The 21,698-nt window shown below is 51.0% G+C and carries 22 protein-coding genes; 9 read left to right on the top strand and 13 right to left on the bottom strand.

The window, feature by feature from the left end; genetic code table 11:
* The first annotated feature begins 13 nt into the window (after positions 1-13).
* The 4 genes from BSEL_RS14480 (at position 14) to BSEL_RS14465 (ending at position 3,183) form a co-directional block, all read left to right on the top strand.
* Positions 14-760 carry a DUF2087 domain-containing protein gene (locus tag BSEL_RS14480; protein WP_013173752.1) on the top strand — a complete coding sequence of 249 codons (747 nt, stop codon included), beginning with the start codon at positions 14-16 and terminating at the stop codon, positions 758-760.
* Between the two features lie 19 nt (positions 761-779).
* Positions 780-1,166, top strand: coding sequence for a gamma-glutamylcyclotransferase family protein (locus tag BSEL_RS14475; protein WP_013173751.1), 387 nt, complete (start codon positions 780-782; stop codon positions 1,164-1,166).
* Between the two features lie 81 nt (positions 1,167-1,247).
* Positions 1,248-2,468 carry a PcsB-like coiled-coil domain-containing protein gene (locus BSEL_RS17225; RefSeq protein WP_013173750.1) on the top strand — a complete coding sequence of 407 codons (1,221 nt, stop codon included), beginning with the start codon at positions 1,248-1,250 and terminating at the stop codon, positions 2,466-2,468.
* A 7-nt stretch (positions 2,469-2,475) separates the two neighbouring features.
* Entirely contained in the window at positions 2,476-3,183 is a 708-nt protein-coding gene (locus tag BSEL_RS14465; protein ID WP_013173749.1) for an SIR2 family NAD-dependent protein deacylase, read from the top strand.
* A 49-nt stretch (positions 3,184-3,232) separates the two neighbouring features.
* Here the strand turns inward: BSEL_RS14465 and BSEL_RS14460 are convergent, their stop codons facing one another.
* From BSEL_RS14460 to BSEL_RS17600, 3 genes are all read right to left on the bottom strand, one after another.
* The gene (locus BSEL_RS14460) at positions 3,233-5,023 is read right to left on the bottom strand and encodes an SLC13 family permease (RefSeq protein ID WP_013173748.1); all 1,791 of its coding nucleotides are present in this window, start codon (positions 5,021-5,023) and stop codon (positions 3,233-3,235) included.
* Positions 5,024-5,245: 222 nt separating this feature from the next.
* Positions 5,246-5,422 carry a DUF1328 domain-containing protein gene (locus BSEL_RS17605; RefSeq protein WP_013173747.1) on the bottom strand — a complete coding sequence of 59 codons (177 nt, stop codon included), beginning with the start codon at positions 5,420-5,422 and terminating at the stop codon, positions 5,246-5,248.
* A 43-nt stretch (positions 5,423-5,465) separates the two neighbouring features.
* Positions 5,466-5,621: a DUF1328 family protein gene (locus BSEL_RS17600; RefSeq protein ID WP_013173746.1), complete on the bottom strand. Its 156-nt coding sequence runs from the start codon at positions 5,619-5,621 to the stop codon at positions 5,466-5,468.
* 168 nt (positions 5,622-5,789) lie between these two features.
* Here BSEL_RS17600 and BSEL_RS14445 point away from each other — a divergent pair, with 168 nt between their 5' ends.
* Entirely contained in the window at positions 5,790-6,116 is a 327-nt protein-coding gene (locus BSEL_RS14445; protein ID WP_013173745.1) for a DUF4870 domain-containing protein, read from the top strand.
* 45 nt (positions 6,117-6,161) lie between these two features.
* On the opposite strand, the gene BSEL_RS14440 is transcribed toward BSEL_RS14445, so the two are convergent.
* Positions 6,162-6,425 (bottom strand): CGCGG family putative rSAM-modified RiPP protein, encoded by a 264-nt coding sequence (locus tag BSEL_RS14440; protein ID WP_013173744.1) that lies wholly within the window; start codon positions 6,423-6,425, stop codon positions 6,162-6,164.
* A gap of 101 nt (positions 6,426-6,526) precedes the next feature.
* On the opposite strand from BSEL_RS14440, the gene BSEL_RS14435 reads away from it, so the two are divergent.
* From BSEL_RS14435 to BSEL_RS14425, 3 genes are all read left to right on the top strand, one after another.
* Positions 6,527-7,159, top strand: a complete 633-nt coding sequence (locus BSEL_RS14435) for an endonuclease III domain-containing protein (protein WP_041581995.1) — start codon at positions 6,527-6,529, stop codon at positions 7,157-7,159.
* A gap of 181 nt (positions 7,160-7,340) precedes the next feature.
* A complete protein-coding gene (locus tag BSEL_RS14430; RefSeq protein ID WP_013173742.1) occupies positions 7,341-7,907 on the top strand; it encodes a TetR/AcrR family transcriptional regulator in 567 nt (188 codons plus the stop codon).
* A gap of 75 nt (positions 7,908-7,982) precedes the next feature.
* On the top strand, positions 7,983-9,590 hold the full coding sequence (locus BSEL_RS14425; RefSeq protein WP_013173741.1) for a long-chain fatty acid--CoA ligase: 1,608 nt from the start codon (positions 7,983-7,985) through the stop codon (positions 9,588-9,590).
* Positions 9,591-9,627: 37 nt separating this feature from the next.
* Here BSEL_RS14425 and BSEL_RS14420 read toward each other — a convergent pair whose 3' ends face one another.
* From BSEL_RS14420 to BSEL_RS14390, 7 genes are all read right to left on the bottom strand, one after another.
* On the bottom strand, positions 9,628-10,260 hold the full coding sequence (locus BSEL_RS14420; RefSeq protein ID WP_013173740.1) for a YesL family protein: 633 nt from the start codon (positions 10,258-10,260) through the stop codon (positions 9,628-9,630).
* A 21-nt stretch (positions 10,261-10,281) separates the two neighbouring features.
* Complete coding sequence (locus BSEL_RS14415) at positions 10,282-11,862, bottom strand: glycoside hydrolase family 43 protein (protein ID WP_013173739.1); 1,581 nt, start codon at positions 11,860-11,862, stop codon at positions 10,282-10,284.
* Between the two features lie 28 nt (positions 11,863-11,890).
* The gene (locus tag BSEL_RS14410; RefSeq protein ID WP_013173738.1) at positions 11,891-12,778 is read right to left on the bottom strand and encodes a carbohydrate ABC transporter permease; all 888 of its coding nucleotides are present in this window, start codon (positions 12,776-12,778) and stop codon (positions 11,891-11,893) included.
* A gap of 19 nt (positions 12,779-12,797) precedes the next feature.
* Positions 12,798-13,679 carry a carbohydrate ABC transporter permease gene (locus BSEL_RS14405; protein WP_013173737.1) on the bottom strand — a complete coding sequence of 294 codons (882 nt, stop codon included), beginning with the start codon at positions 13,677-13,679 and terminating at the stop codon, positions 12,798-12,800.
* Positions 13,680-13,775: 96 nt separating this feature from the next.
* Positions 13,776-15,140, bottom strand: a complete 1,365-nt coding sequence (locus BSEL_RS14400) for an extracellular solute-binding protein (protein ID WP_013173736.1) — start codon at positions 15,138-15,140, stop codon at positions 13,776-13,778.
* 110 nt (positions 15,141-15,250) lie between these two features.
* Entirely contained in the window at positions 15,251-16,039 is a 789-nt protein-coding gene (locus BSEL_RS14395) for a response regulator transcription factor (protein ID WP_013173735.1), read from the bottom strand.
* Entirely contained in the window at positions 16,036-17,802 is a 1,767-nt protein-coding gene (locus tag BSEL_RS14390; protein WP_013173734.1) for a cache domain-containing sensor histidine kinase, read from the bottom strand. The genes BSEL_RS14395 and BSEL_RS14390 overlap by 4 nt, the downstream gene beginning before the upstream one ends.
* Before the next feature lie 278 nt (positions 17,803-18,080).
* Here BSEL_RS14390 and BSEL_RS14385 point away from each other — a divergent pair, with 278 nt between their 5' ends.
* Positions 18,081-18,770: a helix-turn-helix domain-containing protein gene (locus BSEL_RS14385; protein ID WP_013173733.1), complete on the top strand. Its 690-nt coding sequence runs from the start codon at positions 18,081-18,083 to the stop codon at positions 18,768-18,770.
* Between the two features lie 111 nt (positions 18,771-18,881).
* Here the strand turns inward: BSEL_RS14385 and iscB are convergent, their stop codons facing one another.
* Positions 18,882-20,135, bottom strand: coding sequence for an RNA-guided endonuclease IscB (gene iscB / locus BSEL_RS14380; RefSeq protein WP_013173732.1), 1,254 nt, complete (start codon positions 20,133-20,135; stop codon positions 18,882-18,884).
* Between the two features lie 234 nt (positions 20,136-20,369).
* The gene (locus BSEL_RS14375; RefSeq protein WP_041582525.1) at positions 20,370-21,533 is read right to left on the bottom strand and encodes an ROK family transcriptional regulator; all 1,164 of its coding nucleotides are present in this window, start codon (positions 21,531-21,533) and stop codon (positions 20,370-20,372) included.
* Positions 21,534-21,698: the final 165 nt, after the last annotated feature.

Genomic DNA, 21,698 nt, shown 5'->3' with positions numbered 1-21,698 from the left:
AAGAGGTGGCTGTATGAAAGACTATATGCATATTGGAATCAGTGATCTGATCCGGGGCTATGAAGAACGAGAGGATGTGTTTCACTGTGCTTTTTGTCCGGCCGGTTTTGAAGAAGGCATGATTTATACCGTCAGCGGTCGTCAAATGGATGCGAAAAGAGCCGTAAAGGAACATATCATAGAGAAGCATGGGTCGGTGCTTGACGTATTGTTACAGGAGGATAAAAAGGAAACCGGTCTTTCCGACAGTCAAAAGGAGATTTTGCGAAAGATGAGCGAAGGAAAGTCGGACAAGGATATTTCCCGGGAAATAGGCATTACGCCATCGACGGTGCGTAATCATCGATTTAAGCTCCGGGAAAAGGAGAAACAGGCGAAACTGTTTTTGGCTTTGATGGCGAATCTGAAGATACCGAAAGAAGGACCAGATAAGCTGATTCCGGTTCACAAGGGGGCGAAAATGATGGATGAGCGGTATGCGATCACGGAAGAAGAACGTGAGAAGGCAGTGGAGACTTATTTTATTGGTGGGAAAGAAGGATCTCTTCGTCAATTTCCTTCGAAAGAGAAACGGAAAATCATTATTTTACAAACTCTTCTGATGCGTTTTGACCCCGATCGTGTGTATACTGAACGGGAAGTGAATGATATCCTTCGTGAGGCACATGATGATTTCGTCACGATCAGACGGTACATGATTGAGTACGGACTGATGACGAGAAGCCGTGACGGATCCGAATACAGGCTGAGCGGGGAGTAATTTTTTTGTTGAGGTGACGATGATGAACGAATTATATGTCTTTGTTTATGGCACATTAATGGAAGGGGAGAGTAATCACCATCTCCTTGCTCATGCAAAGAAAACCGAGAAGCGGGCGGCGACAAACGGATTTCTCGTCGATACGGGAAACGGTTATCCGGCTTTGGTGGAGACCGGTGAAACGGCCACATACGGGGAAGTCTATCAGATTGAGGAATCTGATCTCCCGAGCCTGGATCAGCTTGAAGGGTATTCCGGCCCCGGCAATTTGACAAACCTATATGAGCGCAAGGTACAGCTTGTCAAAGGAGAGTCGGGGAGGGAATATGCCGCGATTGTGTACGTCTTTCAGACCGACCGTGGCATGGTGCCGATTCCCGGGAACGATTGGCGCAAGCGGCAATAAGGAAGCGTCCATCATTTTGCCTTGATCCTGTAACCTTCCTGTCATTTTTGTCTGTTATACTGTGGGGACGGAGGGGATCTTATGCGAAAAATGGCCTGTCAAACCTTATTATTACTGAGTATTCTGCTGGTTTTGCCTGCGGTCATGCATGCAGGGACCGCCGAACTTGAAGAACAGCAGGATGATCTTGCAACGGAGATTGCGATCCTTGAAGATGATTTTCTGGCCCTGCTTGATGAACTGATCGAGGTGGAGAGCGAGATGGAAGCCTTGGAGAACCATATTGAAGAGAACGAGCGCGTTTTACATAGTATCGAAGAAGACATCGATCGTGAAGAGGAGCGGCAGGATGAGCTTGATGAACAGATCACCCGCCTTGAGCTTGATATCGAAGAGCGGATTGCACTGCTTGGAGAGCGGGCGGCTTCCTTTCAACGAAACGGGGGAACCACAACCTCATTTCTTGAGGTGATTTTCGGTGCAGAGGATTTCGGGGATCTCGTGTCGAGGGTCGTGGCCCTTTCACAGATCGTCCAGGCCGATTATCATGTCATTGATCAGCTTGAAGAGAGCCAGAGGAATCTCGCGGATGCCGAGGCGGAGGTAGAGGCAAGCCTCGTGAGCCTTGAGGAGGCACAGGCATCCAGGGCGAGAGAAGCCGATGAGCTCGAGGGGCGCAAACAGGAGCTGGCCAGTCTGACACGCTATATCGAAAGTCAGGAACAACAGCTGCAGGCCATGATCAGCCGGCTTGAAGAGGAGAAGAGTGACCTTGCCGATCAGGAAGCGGCCCTTAGAGCTCAGATAGCAGAAGAGCGTGAACAGGAGCGTCTTGAAGAACAGCGCAGGGCCGAGGAACAGGCCGAAGAGGCAAGGGCGGAAGAGGAACGTCGTGCCGCTGAAGAGGCGCGTAATGACAGTCAGGCGGCCACAGGCGGCGCAAATGCCTCTGATGAGCACGCAGAAGCTTCTTCACCTTCTGAATCGTCAGGAGACGGTGCGACCTCTTCAGGCGATTGGCAACCGTTCCGGGCAACGGCTTATACGGCTTACTGCGCGGGATGCTCCGGTGTCACCTATACAGGTGTCGACCTTAGAGCGAATCCAAACGCAAAAGTGATCGCCGTTGATCCTTCTGTCATCCCGCTTGGCTCGAGGGTTGAGGTCAGAGGCTTTGGCACGTTCACCGCAGCGGATATTGGCGGTGCGATCCAGGGCGAGAAGATTGATATCTTTATGCCAAGCCGTGATGATGTCCTGCGGTTTGGCCGACAAACGGTAGAGATACGGGTATTGGAGTGATCGTGTGATGAAACAGACAGCGACGTGGTTGAAGACAGCGGACTCTGTCGTCGTATTGACCGGCGCCGGGATGTCCACAGAAAGCAATATTCCGGATTTCCGTTCACGGTCCGGCTGGTGGCAACAGGTGGATCCGATGACGATCGCGACACCGGAAGCGCTCGAGGGAAATCCGGAACAGTTCAAGGCGTTTTATAAAGCGAGACTTGAGGCACTCGAAGAAGCAGAACCGAATCGCGGGCATCAAATCATCGCCCGCTGGGAAGAGCGCGGGCTTGTCGACCGGGTTGCCACACAAAATGTCGACGGCCTTCATCAGAGAGCGGGAAGCAGGAACGTGGATGCGCTGCACGGGACGATTCATGCGATTCGCTGCCATCGCTGCGACAGGCCTCATGAGTTGGATGCTTTTCTCAGGGACGAAGCATGCGTGTCATGCGGCGGTGTCCTAAGACCCGGCGTCGTCCTGTTTGGCGAGATGCTGCCGCAGGATGCCTGGCAGCGTGCATTGAAAGCCATCGAAAAAGCAGACGTTGTTCTTGTCATTGGAACGAGCCTTGATGTGTATCCGGTCAATCAGCTGCCCTCGGTAACCGGCGGTAAAACCGTCTACATCAATCGCGACATTGATCAGTCAATCCACGCCTTTGATGCAGTCCATCAGGGCAGTGCAGGTGAGATCTTAGAGGAACTGGACAGACTGATGGAAGCATAAAAACGACCACCCTCCTGTGTACGGGAGGGTGGTCGTTTGTCTTTCTGTATTAAACAAATAACAGATAGGTCATGAAGACCGATACGATCAGGAACAGAATACTCATGATGCTTCCTGCCTTGAGATAATCCGCATTGCGGTACCCGCCGGGTCCCATAATAAAGGCGTTCACCTGGTGCGTCGGAAGCAGGAATGAGTTGGATGCAGATACGGCGACGAGCATGGCAAGGCCGCGCGGGTCGATCCCGAAGCTCTCACCCATCATAATGACGAGCGGAACGAGCAGGACTGTGGCTGCGACGTTCGACATAAAGAGCGAGAACAGCATCGTAATGATACCGATAATAAAGAGAATGGCGATCGTTCCCCAGTCCCCGGCAACGCCGATGATGGCATTGGCCGTCAGTTCCGCGGCGCCGCTCTGTTCAAAAGCGGCCCCCATCGGAATCAGACCGGCAAGGAGGAAGACCGTTTTCCAGTCGATGGCCGGATAGATTTCCTTCTTTGGAATGACGCCGAGTAAAATCATCAGCATCGCCCCGGTGAAGAAACTGAGGGAGAGCTGAAAACCGAGCAAGACGAGAGTCAATGAGACGGCAAGTGAAAAGAGTGCCGGCAATTTCTTGTCTTTCTGGTGATCCGGAAGTGGCGGCACCACTTCTGTGACAACAGCAAACTCTCTTGAGGCTTTCAGGCGTTCAATATCTTCCCACCGACCGAAGACGATCATGGTTGTACCGGCCTCAAGCGGATCTTCATTGACATCTTCCCGGTCCCCGTCAGGAGACACGAAGGAGACGGGTTCAATTTTGTATGTTTTACGAAAGCCGATGTCTCTCAGTGCTTTCCCGATCAGGGGCGACTTCGGCGGAATAATCAGTTCTGCAAAGCCCGCGAGTTCCTCATTTTCGAGATTGGCAAACCGGTCGAGTCCCCCTTTTTCCTGAAGTTGATACGCTTCCGTAAAGGCCTTGACCTGATCGTCACTGCCCAGGATCGCCACAGACTGTCCGGCCCGAAACTGCGTCTTACGCCACGGACTGTAAATCTTGCTTCCATCTTCTTCAAGGGCAAGCACGTTCAGATCAAACTGTTTCCACAGATCCGCCTCTTCAATGGATTTTCCGATTAACGGGCTCCCTTCAGGGACGGACACTTCCGTCATGTCCCCGGTCAGTTCATAAGTTGCTTTGACTTCCTGCGAAGGAGACAGGCTTTCTGTACCTTTTGCTTTTGGAAGCACGAATCGTCCGAAGAAATAGAAATAGAGAATCCCTGTAGCGAGGAGCGCGAGCCCGATCGGTGTGACACTGAACAGATGAAAGGCTTCCGCGCCACTGTCAACAAGAAGGTCATTTAAGATAATGAGCGGCCCGGATGCGACCATTGTCAGGGTTCCCCCGAGAATGGCTGCAAAACCCATCGGCATGAAGAGCTTGGAGGCCGGTATGTTCGCCCGTTTTCCGATGTTTCGAAGGGCAGGCAGGAACAGGGCGGCTGCCCCGATGTTTTGCATGAAGGAGGAGATGACCCCGACGGCACCGGATGTGGCGGCGCGGATATTCTGTTCCTTTCGCCCGACTTTCTCCATAATGAATTTGGCGACGATGGTCATGACACCGGCACGGTCAACACCGTATCCGATCAGCATGACTGCCATAACGGAGATGACCGCATTGGAGGCGAAGCCTGAGAAGGCCTGGTCCACGGAAATAACCCCGGTCCAGGGCAGGATGACCATGATGAGCACGGCAACCAGGTCCGTGCGCAGTTTTTCAGTTACAAACAGGGTGATGGCCAAAAGCAGCACCCCGTAGGTGAGTAGGATTTCGACTGTCATGAGTATGTCCCCTTTCACGTTGTCAGCCGGATTCAGTTAACAACATAGCTACAGTAAGTATGATCTTATACCCCCTACGGTACACGAAGGGGCAAAAAAACACAATAGATTTGTTCACATTTTAGACATCTTTTTTGAAAGATGCTTGACGGACGGTGTCTTTTTTGTGAGAAAACAAAAACAGAACCGGCCGCTTAGGGACCGGTTCTGTTTGACTGTGCGTTATTTGAACACTTTTCGGCCGGTTAAAATCCCGATAATCAGGGAACCGACAAAGAGAATGACAAAAATCCAAAACAGAAACTGTGCAATGCCGGCAGCAGCATCGGCAATCCCGCCAAAACCGAACAGGGCGGCGATGATCGCGACAATGAAGAATCCAAGTGCCCAACTCAGCATAATGTAAGGGCCTCCTTTTTCAATTCGTTATTGTAAAGATGGACTAGAGGATGGATAATAGCAGTGAACCTAAAAACAGGATGATAAAAATGAAAAAGATCGTTTTGGCAATTCCTGCTGCTGCGTTGGCGATGCCGCTGAATCCAAAAATGGCAGCCACGATGCCGACAACAAGAAAAATGAGTGCCCAGCCGAGCATGGGAAGCCTCCTTTCGATAACCTGGTTTATGAATCGGTTATAATTCATTAAGTACCCAAGTCGGCTGCAGTGAAAACATTTTTAGCAATGTAAGGAATTTAGTCCTGTTTTATTTTGAATTGTTCTGAAAAAAGAAGTTCTGTGATAAGAAAAAAGGAGGATAAATCTATGGTGAAGAGTGAAGATCGAATCGTTGCCATGCTGATATATGCGATCAGTTATTTTACGGCATTTGTGGGACCGCTGGTGTTGTGGGTCCTATTTAAGGGGAAATCGGATTTTGTGGACTTTCACGGGAGGCAGTATTTAAACCTGCTGATCTCGTTTACGTTTTATATGATCATCAGCTATATCCTGATGATCGTCGGCATTGGCTTTCTGCTCATTGCCATCGTGCCGCTCATCTCGCTCGCCCTTGTGATCATTGCCGCAGTCAAAGCGTTTTTCGGCGAGTATTACCGGGTACCGGGGATTTTCAGACTGATTCGACAGTAAGAGACCGTAAAGAGCCGGGGAGATCATGACTCTACCCGGCTTGGATTATCTGTATACCCTCAGGACGTGTCCGCCGCACCCGCACTGATCGATGTAATCGATAATCAGGCTGTTTGGAAAATGGTCGTGAAGAACAGCGGTCAGATACTCATCCGGATTGCCGAATTCGTGAGGCGTTACGATGTTTACGTAAATCCCTTCGGACGTCTCATCAACGGCTTCAATGGCGTGCCGGATCACGAGATCCCGGTCTTCGGCGTACTCGCCGTGCTCAAGACTTGCAGACCAGCTCGTCAGCATTTTTTCCATGTGGATCATGCTCCTTTCTGAGTGATTCTGACTTCAGTATAGGGGATTACAGCTGTTCGCACAGTGATCTGTATCATCATCAGGAGGTGTTTTTCATTGTGATGCCAGTGATGTCTTTATATGAACGGTTAAAGGAAACTTATGGCCATCAGAACTGGTGGCCTGCCGACTCCCCGTTTGAAATGATGGCCGGGGCGATTTTGGTTCAGAATACGAATTGGAACAATGTCGGGAAAGCCCTCGCGCGTCTTCAGCCGGACCTGAGTCCCGAACGGATCAGAGCAATGACGGATGAGGAACTTGAGGAGCGGATTCGGCCGTCAGGGTTCTTCCGCATGAAAGCGCAGCGACTCCGTGCTTTCCTTGAGTGGTTTGAAAGCCACGGGGATGACGTTCGGGCCCTGCAGCAAGTGGAGACGGATGTCCTAAGAGAGGAACTCCTTCAAGTAAAGGGGATCGGGGCTGAAACCGCCGACTCGATCCTTCTCTATGCGCTTTACAGACCGGTTTTTGTCATTGATGCCTACACACACCGGATTATGAATCGGATCGGATATCAGTTCCCGAAGAAATATAATCAGGCTCAGGCCTTTTTTGAAGAGGCTTTGCCAAAAGATGAAGCCCTTTACAATGATTTTCATGCCCAGTTTGTCCGGCATGCGAAAGAACACTGTAAGAAGAAACCGGTTTGCGAGGGATGCCCGCTGGAGCCGGAATGTGAAAAACAGATATGATCTGCCAACCGCCCGGTTTTCGGGCGGTTTTTGTATGGTTAAAGAAACGAACAGCAAGATGTCTTCGGCCGGCAACTATTATGTGAATATTCAATCAATATTGACAGAGTAAAAATGTAAGCGCTATACTGAATGAAATACCGACCGGTCGGTATGTCCGGTGATCAAGGGGAGTGTTGCGATGAAGGAAAGGATTACAGCAAAGGCTCTCGAACTGTTCGAACAAAAAGGATTTGCTGAAACGTCGATCCGCGAGATCGTGGATGCACTCGGCATTTCCAAAGGCGCTTTCTATCACTATTTTGCAGCGAAAGATGAGATTCTCAGTCATCTTCACATGGCTTATATTGATACCCTCGTCAAGGAACAGGCAGACACGCTCCGGGATGCATCACTGTCGAGTGAAGAGAAGCTGAGGCGGATTATCGATCTGCTGATTCGGAATATTGAGCCGAACGGGGCAAATGCCCGGGTGTTTTTCAGGGAGATGCGTCATTTGTCCGAAGATCATCTCGCGGCGATTATTCCGAAGCGGGATCAGTTTTTAAAGCAGCTTCACGAAGTGCTGGATGAAGGGGTCAGGCGCGGGGTGTTTCGCAGCGGCATGAACACGGAACTTCAGGCCCTTGCAATTATCGGGGCGTGTAACTGGAGCTATCAATGGTTTCGCCCTGATGGTCCGATTCCGGCGCATGCCGTCACAGCGTCCTTTTATGATTTGTTTGTGCACGGTCTGAAGAACGGTTAACTTCATGCACTATACATCAGGACTTACAGACAGGATCAGGCGTGATCACACTATGATGGAAGGTGGAGATGCAAGATGATGAAAGGTGATTTGTTAATCCCGTCGCTGATTGAACGGGCGGAGAAATTCTTTCCGAAAAAAGAGGTCATTTCCCGAACCGGCTCCGGTGTACAACGGTTCACGTATGGAGAGATCGGCAGACGGACAAGGCAACTCGCAGACAAGCTGACGCAGTTCGGTATTCCGAGAGGGGGCAGAGTCGGGACTCTTGCCTGGAACCATCACCGGCATCTGGAACTGTATTTCGCTCTCCCTGGTATCGGTGCGGTCGTGCATACGATCAATATCCGTCTCTCCCCGGAGCATATCGTCTACATCATTAATCACGCAGAGGACGAGATGATCTTTGTCGATGAGGATGTGTTTCCCCTCGTCGAGGCCGTGTATGACAAACTGAAGACGGTGAAGGCGTTCGTCGTGATGACCGACGGGGAACTGCCGGACACGAAGGTGCCGAATGTGTACTCGTATGAAGAGTGGATCAAAGACGGAGATCCGTCCTTTCAGTATCCGGATGATCTGACGGAAGATATGCCTGCCGGGATGTGCTTTACATCCGCGACAACGGGCAATCCGAAAGGCGTTGTCTACACGCATCGGTCCACGGTGCTTCACAGCATGGGACTCAGTATGGCGGACAGCGTGGCTTTAAGCGAATATGATACGATCATGCCGGTAGTGCCGATGTTTCATGTCAATGCCTGGGGCATGCCATACGCCTCCACGATGCTTGGGACGAACCAGGTCATGCCGGGGCCGCGTTTTACTCCGGAAATACTCGCCGGATTCATTGAATCCGAGAAGGTCACGATCACGGCGGGTGTGCCGACGATTTGGATGGCGCTGCTTAAGGAACTCGAAGCGAAGTCCTACGATGTCTCGAGCCTCCGTGCCGTGGTATGCGGCGGATCTGCGGCACCGATGGGGATGATCAAGACCTTTGAACAAACGTACAACGTCCCGTTCCTCCACGCATACGGCATGACAGAAACGTCGCCGCTTGCGACGGTGTCGAGACTGAAGAGCTATGAACTCGACCTCCCTGAAGAAGAGCGCTTTAAAAAACGGGCGAAGCAGGGGATCCTCGTACCGGGCCTCGAAATGAAAGTCGTCGGCGGTGGCGGGGAGGTGGCCTGGAATGATGAAGATATGGGCGAACTTCTGTTAAGGGGACCGTGGATTGCCGATGATTATTATAAGGATGACCGGGGAGAGGAAGCATTCGTCGATGGCTGGCTTCATACCGGTGATGTTTGTACCGTGGATGAAGAAGGGGTCATCAAGATCGTGGACCGCACGAAGGATCTCATCAAGAGCGGCGGTGAATGGATCTCATCCGTCGACCTTGAGAATGCACTGATGGCCCATGAAGCCGTCTTTGAGGCCTCCGTCGTGTCAATTCCCGATCCGGAATGGCAGGAGCGTCCGGTTGCCTGCGTCGTCCTTCATGAAGGAAAGATGTCGACAAAAGAGGAGATCCTTGACTTTCTCAGACCGCAGTTTGCCAAATGGTGGCTGCCTGATGATGTGATCTTTATGGAAGAGATTCCGAAAACGTCTGTCGGGAAATTCCTAAAACGGGCCCTTCGCGATCAGGTGAAAGCCCATTACGAAAAGCAGTAATCAAAAAAAGGTCCTCCATCAGGGGGACCTTTCCTTTTTATGATTGGACAGGCTGAACATGGAGAAAGCTCTTCTTTGAAGCGATCATCACAAGCCAGGCGAGGCCACTGATCCCGACGAAGCTGATGAGCGGCGGAAACAGATAGAGAACGGTGAGAAATCCCGCCACTGCCGTCACCGTCAAAGCGGTGGTCCACAGGTTCCGAAACGGAATCATCGCCGTAACCTTCAGGGCATCGCTCCATTTGAGATCGAAGTGTACATAAACCGGAAACCAAAACAAAAGCAAAAGGAGGAGCACCGCACCGAAGAGACTGTTTGAGACCATCATCGCAAGCTGCATACCGCCCTCTGTAACGGGCATAATCATGAGGTTGATGCCCCAGATGAGGAGGAGCGAATAAAAGCCCGTTGCAAAGAGGTTTGCTCTGACAAATTCAGCTTTCCATGTCCGGTAAAAGGACGACATCAGGCCGTACAGCTGAACACTTTCGTCCTGTTTCCAGGTCATCCGTCTCAACTGGGTAAACAATGCCACCGTTGCAGGAGCGAGGCCGAAGACAATCAGTCCCAGAAGGGTAAAGACTGCCCAGAGAAAGTTCAGGAGCACGAGTTTCGTAAACAGATCGGCAGCCAGGTACAGCGGGTTCGACAGCCAGCGCATTTTCATGGCGTGGGCCTCCTTTTCACGTTACTTTTTTTCGTATTTGAAATAATCAAAATCACACGGCTTTCGTGTGCCGCTCAAGTCCTGTGTGGCCATGCCGACAAAGGTGCCGGTAAAGCGGACATCAGGGGCACTGTCGTCGGACATATGTGTGACGTCAAGTGCCGGGCCGATGGCGACCCAGTCAGGGGTATCCTGATCCATGTAATAGAACTGCACGTGGTCGATGTCGATGATGCCTTTCAGCTTCACCGTGCCACTCGGGGTAATCGTTTGTGGCGAGAGAAGGACTTCATCGTACTCACCGTCAGTCATTTGCATGATCTGCAAAACCCGTCCCTTGACGGGGTGTGCGGTAATGTGCAGATACAGAAAGTCCGTCGTGTCATAAAAGACCGTCATGCCGCCCATGTGCTGAAAGTGCTCAGGCTGATAATCAAGGGCTGTTTCAATGGTGCACTGAAAATCCGTCTGTCGTCTGGCAATCAAAGCCTGGCTGTGAAGCGAGGTCATTGATTCCATGCCCTTGAGACGGAGATGGCCGGGCCGCTCTGTGAGACTGACCCAATCCGGAGTCATCGGGATCCGTAAAGAATTCCACCAACCCGGAAAGAGGCTGTCGTCATCAAAATCATCAATCACAGGTTCCGCTTCAAAAGGGTGATCAGGCAGCGTCGGGCCTTCAACTTCGAGAGACGGTGACTGGCTGCCGTCGGCGAGGCGGATCCAGTCATCGTCTGTCCAAACGGCTTTCTGGATAAACGTTTCTCTGCCCAGGGTGCAGTACTTGCCATTGACCGGGCGTCCCCCGAGATGGACGAAATACCATTCGCCCTCCGGTGTATCGACGAGACTGCCGTGACCGCTTTTTTGAATCGGCAGATGCGGCTTTTTCCAGGCGGTGATAAACGGGTAGTGCGGATCCGTCTCGTAAGGGCCGTCGATCGCTTTGGATCTGGCGACGGTCTCAGCGTGCTCATACTGGGTTCCGCCTTCTGCGACAAACAGGTAGTAATAGCCGTTTCGCTTGTACAGGTGAGGCCCTTCCGTCAGTTTGATCTCCGTTCCTTCGTAGATCATCTTGACAGGACCGGTCAGTTTCTGTTCGAGAGGGCTGTATTCCTGAAGCACGATCCCGGCGAACGGGTGGCGGTCTTTACGGAAATCCCAGAGCATGTTCACGAGCCATTTGCGTCCGTCATCATCGTGGAACAGAGACGGATCAAAGCCGTTTGAGTTCAGGTAAATCGGTTCAGACCACGGGCCCTCGATGGACGGGGCCGTGACCAGGTAGTTATGCGTGTCTTTAAACGCACCGTGCCACTGTTTGACGTCGGTATAAATGAGGTAAAAGAGCCCGTCGCTGTAGCTCAGGCAAGGTGCCCAGACCCCGCCGGAGTTCATGTTTCCTTTCAGATCGAGCAAGGACACGCGGTCGAGCGGACTCGCAATGTGCCGCCAGTGCTTTAAGTCACGGGAGTGATGAATTCTCACGCCCGGGAACCAGTCGAAGGTGGAGGTGGCAATGTAAAAATCATCGCCAACCCGGCAAATGGATGGATCGGCATGAAAGCCTGGTAAAATCGGATTTGTAATCATGGTCATGAAAATCAGCTCCTTCAATCAATTGGGATCAGCCTTTGACAGATCCTGCGGTAATGCCTTCGACGATCCGGTTACTGAGGAAGACGAATGCGATTAACAGGGGAAGCACACTGATGACAAGTGTCGCCCCGATGGCACCCCAGTCTGTCGAGTATTGGCCGATAAAGTTCTGAATGCCGACGGTCAGGGTTTTCAGGGAATCCGAACTGATAAACGTGTTCACAAAGACGAACTCATTCCAGTTGTAGATCATGTTGATGATGGCAGTTGTTGCGACGACAGGTGCCGTGAGCGGCAGGATGATCTGGAAAAACATTCTGTGAATCGAACAGCCATCCACAATCGCCGCTTCCTCAAGCTCGCGCGGAATGGTGTAATAAAAGCCAAGCAGGATCATGATGGTCAACGGCAGGTTAAAGGCCGTGTAGGTGAGAATGATGGCCGGATGGGTGTTCATGAGCCCGATATTCAAAAAGAAGCTGAAGAGCGGGATAAGCGTGGAGTGTACAGGAATCATCAGCCCGATCATAAAGAGCGCAAGCACGATTTTATTCAGTTTCCAGTTCATCCGTGTGATGGCAAAGGTGACGAAGCTTGCAAGCAGAATCGTCAGAATCACGGCAGAGCCTGTCACGATAATGCTGTTAAAGAAGTAAAGCCCGATATTGCCATCTGTCCACACACGCAGATAGTTCCCCCAGTTTGGATCTTGCGGAAGCGCGAGAGGCGGCAGATTGAACACTTCCTGATTGTCCTTGAGTGAGAAGAGAACAAGCCAGATCAGAGGAAGAATCTGCACCACGGCGATCAGGCCGAGTATGACGTACAAGATGCTCTTCAGCAGCTTGCCTTTCAGTTTGCCTGCAGCAGACATCGTTTCGGCTGCAGGTTCAGCGGCAGTTGTTGTTGTAGCCATTTAGATAACCTCCTCTGTATCAGTATTGAACCTCGTCGTCTTTGGACGCGGTGAGTTTTCGGATGAAATACGTCACAACCATAATCAGAACGAGCAGGAAGAAGCCGATGGCACTGCCGTATCCGAAGTCGTTAGTCCGAAAAGCGAGCTTGTACATATAGGACGCCATCACTTCACTGGCTCCGTTCGGACCACCGTCCGTCATGACGTAAATCAGGTCGAAGTACTTGAGGGACCCGATGACAGCGAGGACGATTGTGACTTTGATGATGCCTGAGATCAGTGGAATTTTGATCTTGTAGGCAATTTGAAAAGGTGTTGCCCCGTCAATTCTGGCGGCTTCCATCAGCTCATTCGGAATGTTTCGGAGGGCCGCATAATAAATGATGATATAAAAGCCGGCATACTGCCACAGGATCGGGATAAAGATCGCGAACAGGACGATGTTCGTATCCGAGAGCCAAAGGGGCGGATTTTCCATTCCAATCCATGCAAGAAACCGGTTCATAACCCCGTTGGACGGATGATAGATCCGCATCCAGAGCTGAGCGATGGCAACGGAAGACAGGAGCATCGGGATCAGATAGACTTTCCTGAAGAAGTCAGCTCCCTTAATATTGGATGACAAAACAACGGAAATGGCGAGATAAATGACGAGACTCGCTACAGAAAAGACTGCGAGCAACAGGGAATGCCAGGCACTCTGCCAGAATAACGAATCGGAAATGAGGGTCTGGTAGTTCTCCAGGCCGATGAAGGTCATGGCACCGATGCCGTCCCAGTCCATCAGGCCGTAATAGCCGGTGAGGACGATCGGGACATAGATCAGGACGATGATCAACAGCAGGGCCGGGAGCGTGTACATGGCGATGATGCGTTTATCGGACATGATTCGATTCATGTTAAGCTCTCCTTCCTTTGATGAAGAAAGGGCATACGCCGCATGTGCGGCGTCATGCCCCTAGAATCCGGATTGACTGGTCAGCCGTTGACGTGATCAGTCTTCGTCAGACAAAGCTTCTTCGTGTTCCCGGGCAAAATCTTCCGGTGTCACAGCTTCACCAAACAGTGCCTGAATCTGATTCAGGTGTGTCTCAGCAACGCCTGCGCTCATCTGCACGTCAGCAAACAGGGTGATGTTCGACGCATTGTTCAGTTCATCGAGGACTTCCACGAACAGATCCGGGAGGTCAACTGCATCGGTATCCACCTGCGTGCCCGGGATCACCCCTGCATCTTCAACGGAATACTTGCCCCACTCTTCAGCAAAGTACTTGACGAACGCTTTGGCTTCTTCCTGAATGTCGGAGTTCTCTGCCACGAACAGGCCTACACCCGGTCCGCCAACCCAGCTGTTGATGTCGCCATCTCCGCCGTCAACTTCAGGGAACTTAAAGAAGCCGATGTTGTCGCGGAATTCCTGTGGCACTTCTTCATTGGTTGTGTAGTTCGGCAGATCCCATGATCCGATCAGGTACATGGCTGCATTGCTGTTCATAAATTCGGATTTCGCTTCCTGGTCGGACAGACCGTTAAATCCGCGGATAAAGGCATCACTCTGGACCATGTCGACGGTACGTTCTGCCGCTTCAATGAGTCGCTCGTCTTCGAAGGAGCCGCTTCGGTCAATGGCTGCATTCAGTGCATCCGGTCCACCGATGCGGTCTGCGAGATACATGTACCAGAGCGATCCTGTCCAGCGGTCGCGGTTACCGAGTGCGATCGGTGCCATATCGTTTTCAACGAAGGTATCAATGGCATCCATAAAGTCATCAAAGGTTTCCGGTACGTCCACGCCGTATTCGTCAAAAATCGCTTTGTTGTAGAAAACCGGTGCGATGTTCAGTTCCAATGGTAGTGCGTAGGAATCGCCGTTCATTTCATAAGCTTCGAGGGTACCTGCGACGAAATCGTCCCGGAGTCCGTCTTCATCAAGAATGTCATCAAGAGGCGCGAACATGTTGCCGTTTACGTAAGGCTCCATGTAACCGGCCGGCCAGGTCATGCCCACGTCAGGAAGCTGATTGGACGATGAAATGACCTGCATCTTGTTTTTATACTGCTCATTTTCCAGAACTTCGAGTTCAACGGTCACGTGAGGGTGCATGTCTTCGAATTCTTCAATGATCTGACTGACGATTCTGTAGTGGTCCGGTGAGCTGCCCTGTGGCCAGAGGTGCATGAAATCGAGCGTCACATCCTCTTTATCGGCGTCGCCGTTTTCAGCGGTGTCTGTGTTTCCTGCGTCATTTACGCCGGCTGCGCCTGCATCTTCCGAGGTGTTGTCCGTGCCGCATGCAGCGAGCGTAACCAGTGAAGCCATTGACAGTGCCGTTAATCCTTTAAGCGCTTTCTTTTCCATTGATGAATCCCCCTTGACTTAGTTTATTGAGTGAATCTACGGTAAGTATACCGTGAAGAAAGCGCTGTCATAAGGTCATGATCATCACATGAAATACCACTTTTATCAGGTTATGACGATGACCGGTTGGCTTTTCTGAACTGGCTCGGTGTCATCTTCTCGTATTCTTTGAAGATCTTGACGAAATACTTGGCTGTCTGGTAGCCCGACTTGTCTGCGATATCCGCCACGGTCGAAGACGAGTTCAAAAGCAGCGATTTGGCGTACTGGAGCCGCTTTCGGGTCAGGTACTCAGAGAAGGTCATGCCGACCTGTTCTTTGAAATGGGCGCTTAAATAGTTCGGGTTCAGGTGAACCGTTGCCGCAACGTCTTTTATGCCGATCTTGTCCGAAAGGTGATCGTCGATAAAGTGCAGCGCTTCGAGGATCGGTTCAGAATAGGTATCGGGATTCTCACGAAAAGAGGGGAGCGAGGGATCGATCATCTTCGTGACCCGACCCATTTGCCTGTGATCCTGGATTTTCTTCGCGGCTTTCTGAACGGCGTCGAGCAGCTTTTGCTTTTGGACGGGCTTCAGTAAATACTGGATGACACCGAGTTCGAGGGCACGCTGGGCATAGTCGAATTCCGAGTAGGCGGATATGACAATGAACAAGAGCTCGCCGGACTGTTCCTGAAGGGCATCGATCAGTTCGAGTCCTGTCATGACGGGCATCCGGATATCGGTGATGACGAGATCCACGTGACTCGTGCGAATGTGGTCCATGGCGTCGTGAGGGTTTGCAGCGGTCCGGATTTCGGAGAGTTCCATGAGATTGGCTTCAAGGGTCCGTTTGACACCGTTTCGTGAACGGGGTTCATCATCGACAATCAGAATCGAGAGCGGTTTTGCGGTCATGAGGCGGTGCCTCCTTTCTCCGGGATACAGAGGGTCACAGTCGTTCCTTGACCCGGTTCACTGACGACTTGAATGGCGTCGCCCATCTCGTGATCCGGGTAATTACGGATGAGACGCTCGAGACAGTTGATCATCGCGATCCGTTTACCCGTCTGGCCGACATGACTGTTTGTATGCCGGTTTTCATGAAAGAGTGCTTCCTTCGTCGCTTCAGTCATTCCGACGCCGTCATCGGTGACGGTGACGGCAATCCGTTTTGGTGATTCATTCATCCGCTGCACGGTAATGGCAATGTGACCGCGCTCGGATTTTTGACTGATACCGTGAAGCACCGCATTCTCGACGATGGGCTGAATCAAGAGTTTCGGAACCGGGAGGTGTGCCAATTCTGTTGGCAGATCGATGGTCCACGTCATCTCATCGCCGAAGCGCAGCTGCATAATCCGGAGGTAGTCTTCAATATGTGCAGCTTCCTCTTCCAACGTCACCCAGTCCGTTGAGGAAGCGGAGTCACTGATGGTGTAGCGGAATAAATCGGACATCGTAATGATCATTTCCGCACTCTCCGGGTCTTTTTCATCAATGGACCAGTAGAGGGCTTCGAGTGTATTAAAGAGAAAATGAGGATTGATCTGAGCCTGAAGGGCTTTCAGTTCGGCCTGATTTTGCATCAGTTCTTTCTCGTACACTTCACGGATGAGATGGTTCGTCCGTTCGACCATGTCATTATAGGAATGGTTCAGTTCATTCATCTCCGTCGTGGAAGAGATGTCGGGTGTTGTCTCGAGCTCGCCCTGACGGGCCCGCTTCATTGCTGCGGTGAGTCTCTCCAACGGGGCGGTGATGATCTGGGAAATATGAAAACTGGTGACAGTGAATACCATCAGCCCGACGGAACCTGCGATGAGAATGGCCGTACCGATACCGGTGATGCCGGCAAGCAGGTTGTTCAACGGTGTGTAAAGAGACAGCATAAAGCCGGTCTGTGCGCTCTCGACCTGTACCTGCAAATATTCAGCACCTTCGATTTGGACCGTCCGCTCGGATTCGGCGACGTTCAGACCGGCGAGGACGTCTTCTTCGAGGTTCGATGTGATGTAGCTGCCTGTCTGATCAAAGAGAATCGCCAGGTTGTCCGTCTCTTCATAGGCCTGAAGGCGGCTTTCGAGGTTGAAATAATTCCGGTCAATTTTCGTAACAAGGTACCCGCCTCTCGAGAAATCGCGGTCGATCAGGTTAATTTGCCGGATCGTGAGGTAGGCGTTTTCGTCGAGGGGGTCGGAGCCGGCCCAGATAATCCGTCCGTTTTCTTCCTCCGCCAACTCGACCCACGTGCTGTCCATCCGGATCGGAAGCTGCAGCTCATTCAACGGATAGAGCCGGGCATAATTCGGGAAATACATTTCAAAGGAAGGCATGCCGGATGTATAGGCCTGGTAGTTGTTGACGATTTCCTGCATGGACTGCCTTTGTGTGAACGTCGGGATCAGGCCGTCCTGCCGGCTCGTAAGGATCGATTGGACGGAAGGGTTGGTAGCGATCTGCGTGGTGATCAGGTCGATGGTCTCGAACTGGGAATCAATCCTGTTCAGCTGTTCCTGCGCCGTCTGCTCGAGCTGGTTTTCAGCATTCTCCTTTAAAATATCCGTCACGAGATTATACGTCAGAAGTCCTGCGGTCAGAAGCACCACGACCATCACCGACGAAAAGAGGATCAAGATCTGGTTGCGGAGCGTGTTTGGTATTTTCAGCGGTCCTCTCATCGGCTTTTCTCCTTTTTACTGCCATAGGAATGATTCACTCCGTTACAGAATGATCGTATACGTGCAACGAAGGCTTTACGACATGCCAAGTTTTCTTTTAGAACAATGTTATCAGTATCAGTAAACCACGAATGGCTTTGTTTGTCGACGCGGGAAGGGAATGGAGGAAGCGGTTGACGCCTTCTTAGTTTAATGATTAAATTAAGGTGATTTCATCATACAGTCTGTAAGCGTTTACGTCAATGCGGAGCAACACCGGTCTGAGAGAGGAGAATGATATGTCACAAGTGATCATCGCACACATCGAACAGCCCGATGCACGAAAACTCGGCGATTTTTTGTCAGACGCAGGGGTGAACGGGTACCGGTTTCTTCAATCGGGCAGTGGTAAAGAAATCATCGACACCCTGAAATCCGCAGAAGTGCATGTGTTGATTACAGGAACAAATCTGGTGAAAGAAGGACAGGTGCGGACGGTGCTGGAGGCTTCGGCCTGTCCGTCATTCAGAATCGTACTGGTGGCGGATCAAAAGAGAGAGGACCTGATCCGGGAAGGATTGGCAGAGGGCGCCTCGGCTGTCATTCGGACACCGATCGACGTTCGCGACGTACGAAAAGCACTTGATCCCCTAAAAACTCCGGGGACGATTCATCAGATTAAGACGTATATTGACGAGCACTATGATCAGCCCCTGACACTGAAGGCCATCGCCGGCCGTTTCTACCTCAATCACGTTTACCTGGGTCAGCTGTTTAAAGACACGTTCGGGGTCCTTTACAAAGATTATCTGGTGACGGTCCGGGTGCAACATGCCAGAAGATTGCTCAGTCAGACCGACTGCAGGATTGAGGAGATTGCCGAACGAACGGGTTTTGGCAGTCCGGAGTATTTCACTGAGCGTTTTGACAAGGTAACGGGCATGACGCCTGCCCGCTACCGAAAGCAGTTCCGGGAAAGGACGGGCTGAGAACGGAGGAGACAATCATTAACAAAAAAGCCGGGCACCTCCGATCATGGAAGGCGTCCGGCTTTCGTATTCTGTCATTTCATGAGATACGTCCACCGGAAACCCCCGAATTCATTCATGGGGAGGAATGTGGACGGTTTCACTCCTTTCAACAAGCCACGACGTGGCTTTTTCTTTTAACGCTATTTTTTTATAACTTTTCCCCCTGCTGATAACTGTGCCATCGAGCAATCGCAAATCAAACGACCCTGTTTTTCGTCGCCCGAAAATGAAGCAGGGTTGCCCTTCGCAAAGCACCTTATCGAATAATTGGAAACCTTTCACGAAACGTTCCGCTTTGTTTGCCTTGCGAATCCCGCCTTTTAAAATCGTCGTCTTGTGTAATTGCCGGTTGTTCTTGCGAACCTGCTTGTACTGATACGTGGCTTCGCTTGGTTTTGCCGTCGGATGACCACTGATACAACGGGCATCGACAGCATGAGATTTCTCTAAGCTGTGTTCTATGCGGGTATTCTTCGTCAGATAACCATACGTCAGCTTCGCATCAGGATAGCGGGCTTTCAGCCCGTTGTAGATAAACCAACGCATGACCGCCATCTGCGAAGCATCACGAAAGGGTTTTTTCTTTCGCTGAAAGAGGTGTTCCAATCCTTCACGGTGAATCTTCTTGTGGCACGTTTCGCATAACGTTAAGAGGTTGTCAGGGCTGTCACCGCCTGTCTTACGGCTTTCGATGTGATGAACATTCAGTATCTTGTCTTTCGACTTCCCTTTGCAGTGCTGACAACGATGGTTGTCTCTGAAAAACACGTACTCCCTGACGTTCCAAAACCCAAACTGATCGCCTTGTTGATAGCCTTCCCCTTCGATTTCAGGCTTTTTGATTTTCTGAATATCAAACTGTGCCACTTCAACTGTTATTGTTGTGATCGGCAACAACGCATGGACTTTTTCAACAAAACGGATATGCGAATCCACTTTATGTTGCACGGAAGGGGCAAGCCATCCTTTTTCTTTCTTTCGATTGTCGAATCTCGGTTGTCTGTACCTTGTTTTTCGGCTTCTTCTTGATCGTCGGTACTGCCGTCTTGTTGCCAGTTTATCCTGAATGTCCGTTCTCAGTTGAACGTCACCTTCAAATAACACGTCTTTCTCCGTCGGTGCGCTGAATCCGATGTGCTTGGTTCCGGCATCCACACCCAATGAAACAGGCTGTTTGTAGCCACTTGAACCGTAAAGCAGTTGGATCGTAAAAGGGGTTTGCTTCACAACTTTTGCTTTCTTTTCGTTCAACAATAATCGTGCTTTTCTCGGTTTGCACGGCATTAAAGGTTGGCCGTTTTTGTTTAATACGTACACGAACATAACGTGTACCTCCTTTCAGGAGTCAGGTATTCTTCGCCAATGTTGGAAAGGCTTTTACGCTTGCAACACCGCCCACAACCCGTTCGGGCTTTTAATCACAAGCGACAGGGCTTACAGCTAGAATCCGCACCGTAAGGTGTCGTGACCAATCCAACGTAGTCCTCGAAAGACTTAGGCTAGTCAACAGGGGCTTTTACAAGCCCACGACTTTAGTCGTTGGGTTGTTGACGATAATCAGGTGCTGAACTCGCGGTCAAAGAAGCGTTCGATGGAGAACGCAGACAGACCGAGTACCGTTGCGAGCTGATCGGTGTTGTTAAAATGGATCCCGACGCCCTTTGCAATCGGGGAGATCGCTGTTTCGGCGATCACCTCTTCAATCACCGGCAGCATATACTGCTCTGCCTGGGTGAGGCGGTTGCCGACGATGATTTTTTCCGGGTTGAAGCTGTTGATGATGTTCGTCAGACCGATGGCGAAGTGCCTTGCCGCACGGTGAAAAATGGCCCGGACGTCTTCATCTGCAGCGGCTTCTGTTACAGCCTCTTCAAGGGTGAGCTGATGCCACGGCATCCCTTTCAGCTTCTCATACTCTTTGAGAATATAGAGTTCAGACGCATACCGCTCCCAGCATCCTTTTTTTCCACAGCTGCATGTCAGGCCGTCCATTTGAATAATCGTGTGGCCGAGTTCCCCTGTAAAGCCGTTCCGTCCTCTGTAGAGAACCCCGTCAAAAATCAGACCGACGCCGATGCCGATTCCGCCGGAAATATAGATGAAGTGGTCTGATGAGATCCCTTCACCGAATGACTTCTCTCCAAAAGCGCCGGCATTGGCTTCATTTTCGACAATGACGTGCACGTCAAAGGCTGCTTCAAACCGTTTTCGGATATCGGATTCCTGCCAGTCCAGATTCGGTGTGGAGATAACGGTCCCGTCGGAATCGACAAGCCCCGGGACACCAAACCCGATGCCGACGAGTCCGAACGGTGCGTCATCCATGTCATTGATGAGGTTGTTGACCATTGTTTCAATGTAGCGCATCGTGTCCTCATACACATTTGTATCCGTCGTCTCCACGGCTTTCTTCATAATGCCGCCCTTCAGGTCGGTTAAAATGGAGCGGATATAGTTGACGCCGATGTCCACGCTGATCGTGTAACCGGCCTTTTCATTGATCTTCAGCATGAGCGGTCTTCTCCCGCCGCTCGATTTTCCGAGTCCGACCTGTTCGAGGTAATGCTCCTGCACGAGTTCATCAACGAGATTGGAGACCGTGGCTTTCGTTAATGAGAGGACTTTTGCTAAGTCTGCCCGTGAGATCGGTTCAAGCTGATAGACGGTTTTCAGGATGAGCTTTTTATTTTGCTGTTTCACTTCCAATTGATATGAGGCCATGTCGATGTCTCCCTTTTTCTGAACGTTCCATTTCTGAATCAGCATCTATTGTACCTGTCACGGCGGAAAATGGCAATTTCACCGGCAGACAGGTAAACATGAAAGCGTTTCAACTTTTTTCGGTAAACTTAGTTAATTCAATAGACAAACTAAGTATAACCTGTT

Origin of the sequence: [Bacillus] selenitireducens MLS10 (genome assembly GCF_000093085.1) — a bacterium.
GTDB classification, from domain to species: domain Bacteria; phylum Bacillota; class Bacilli; order Bacillales; family Salisediminibacteriaceae; genus Salisediminibacterium; species Salisediminibacterium selenitireducens.
The sequence above is the reverse complement of the archived record's forward strand: the minus strand, read 5'-3'. Positions and strand labels throughout refer to the sequence as shown.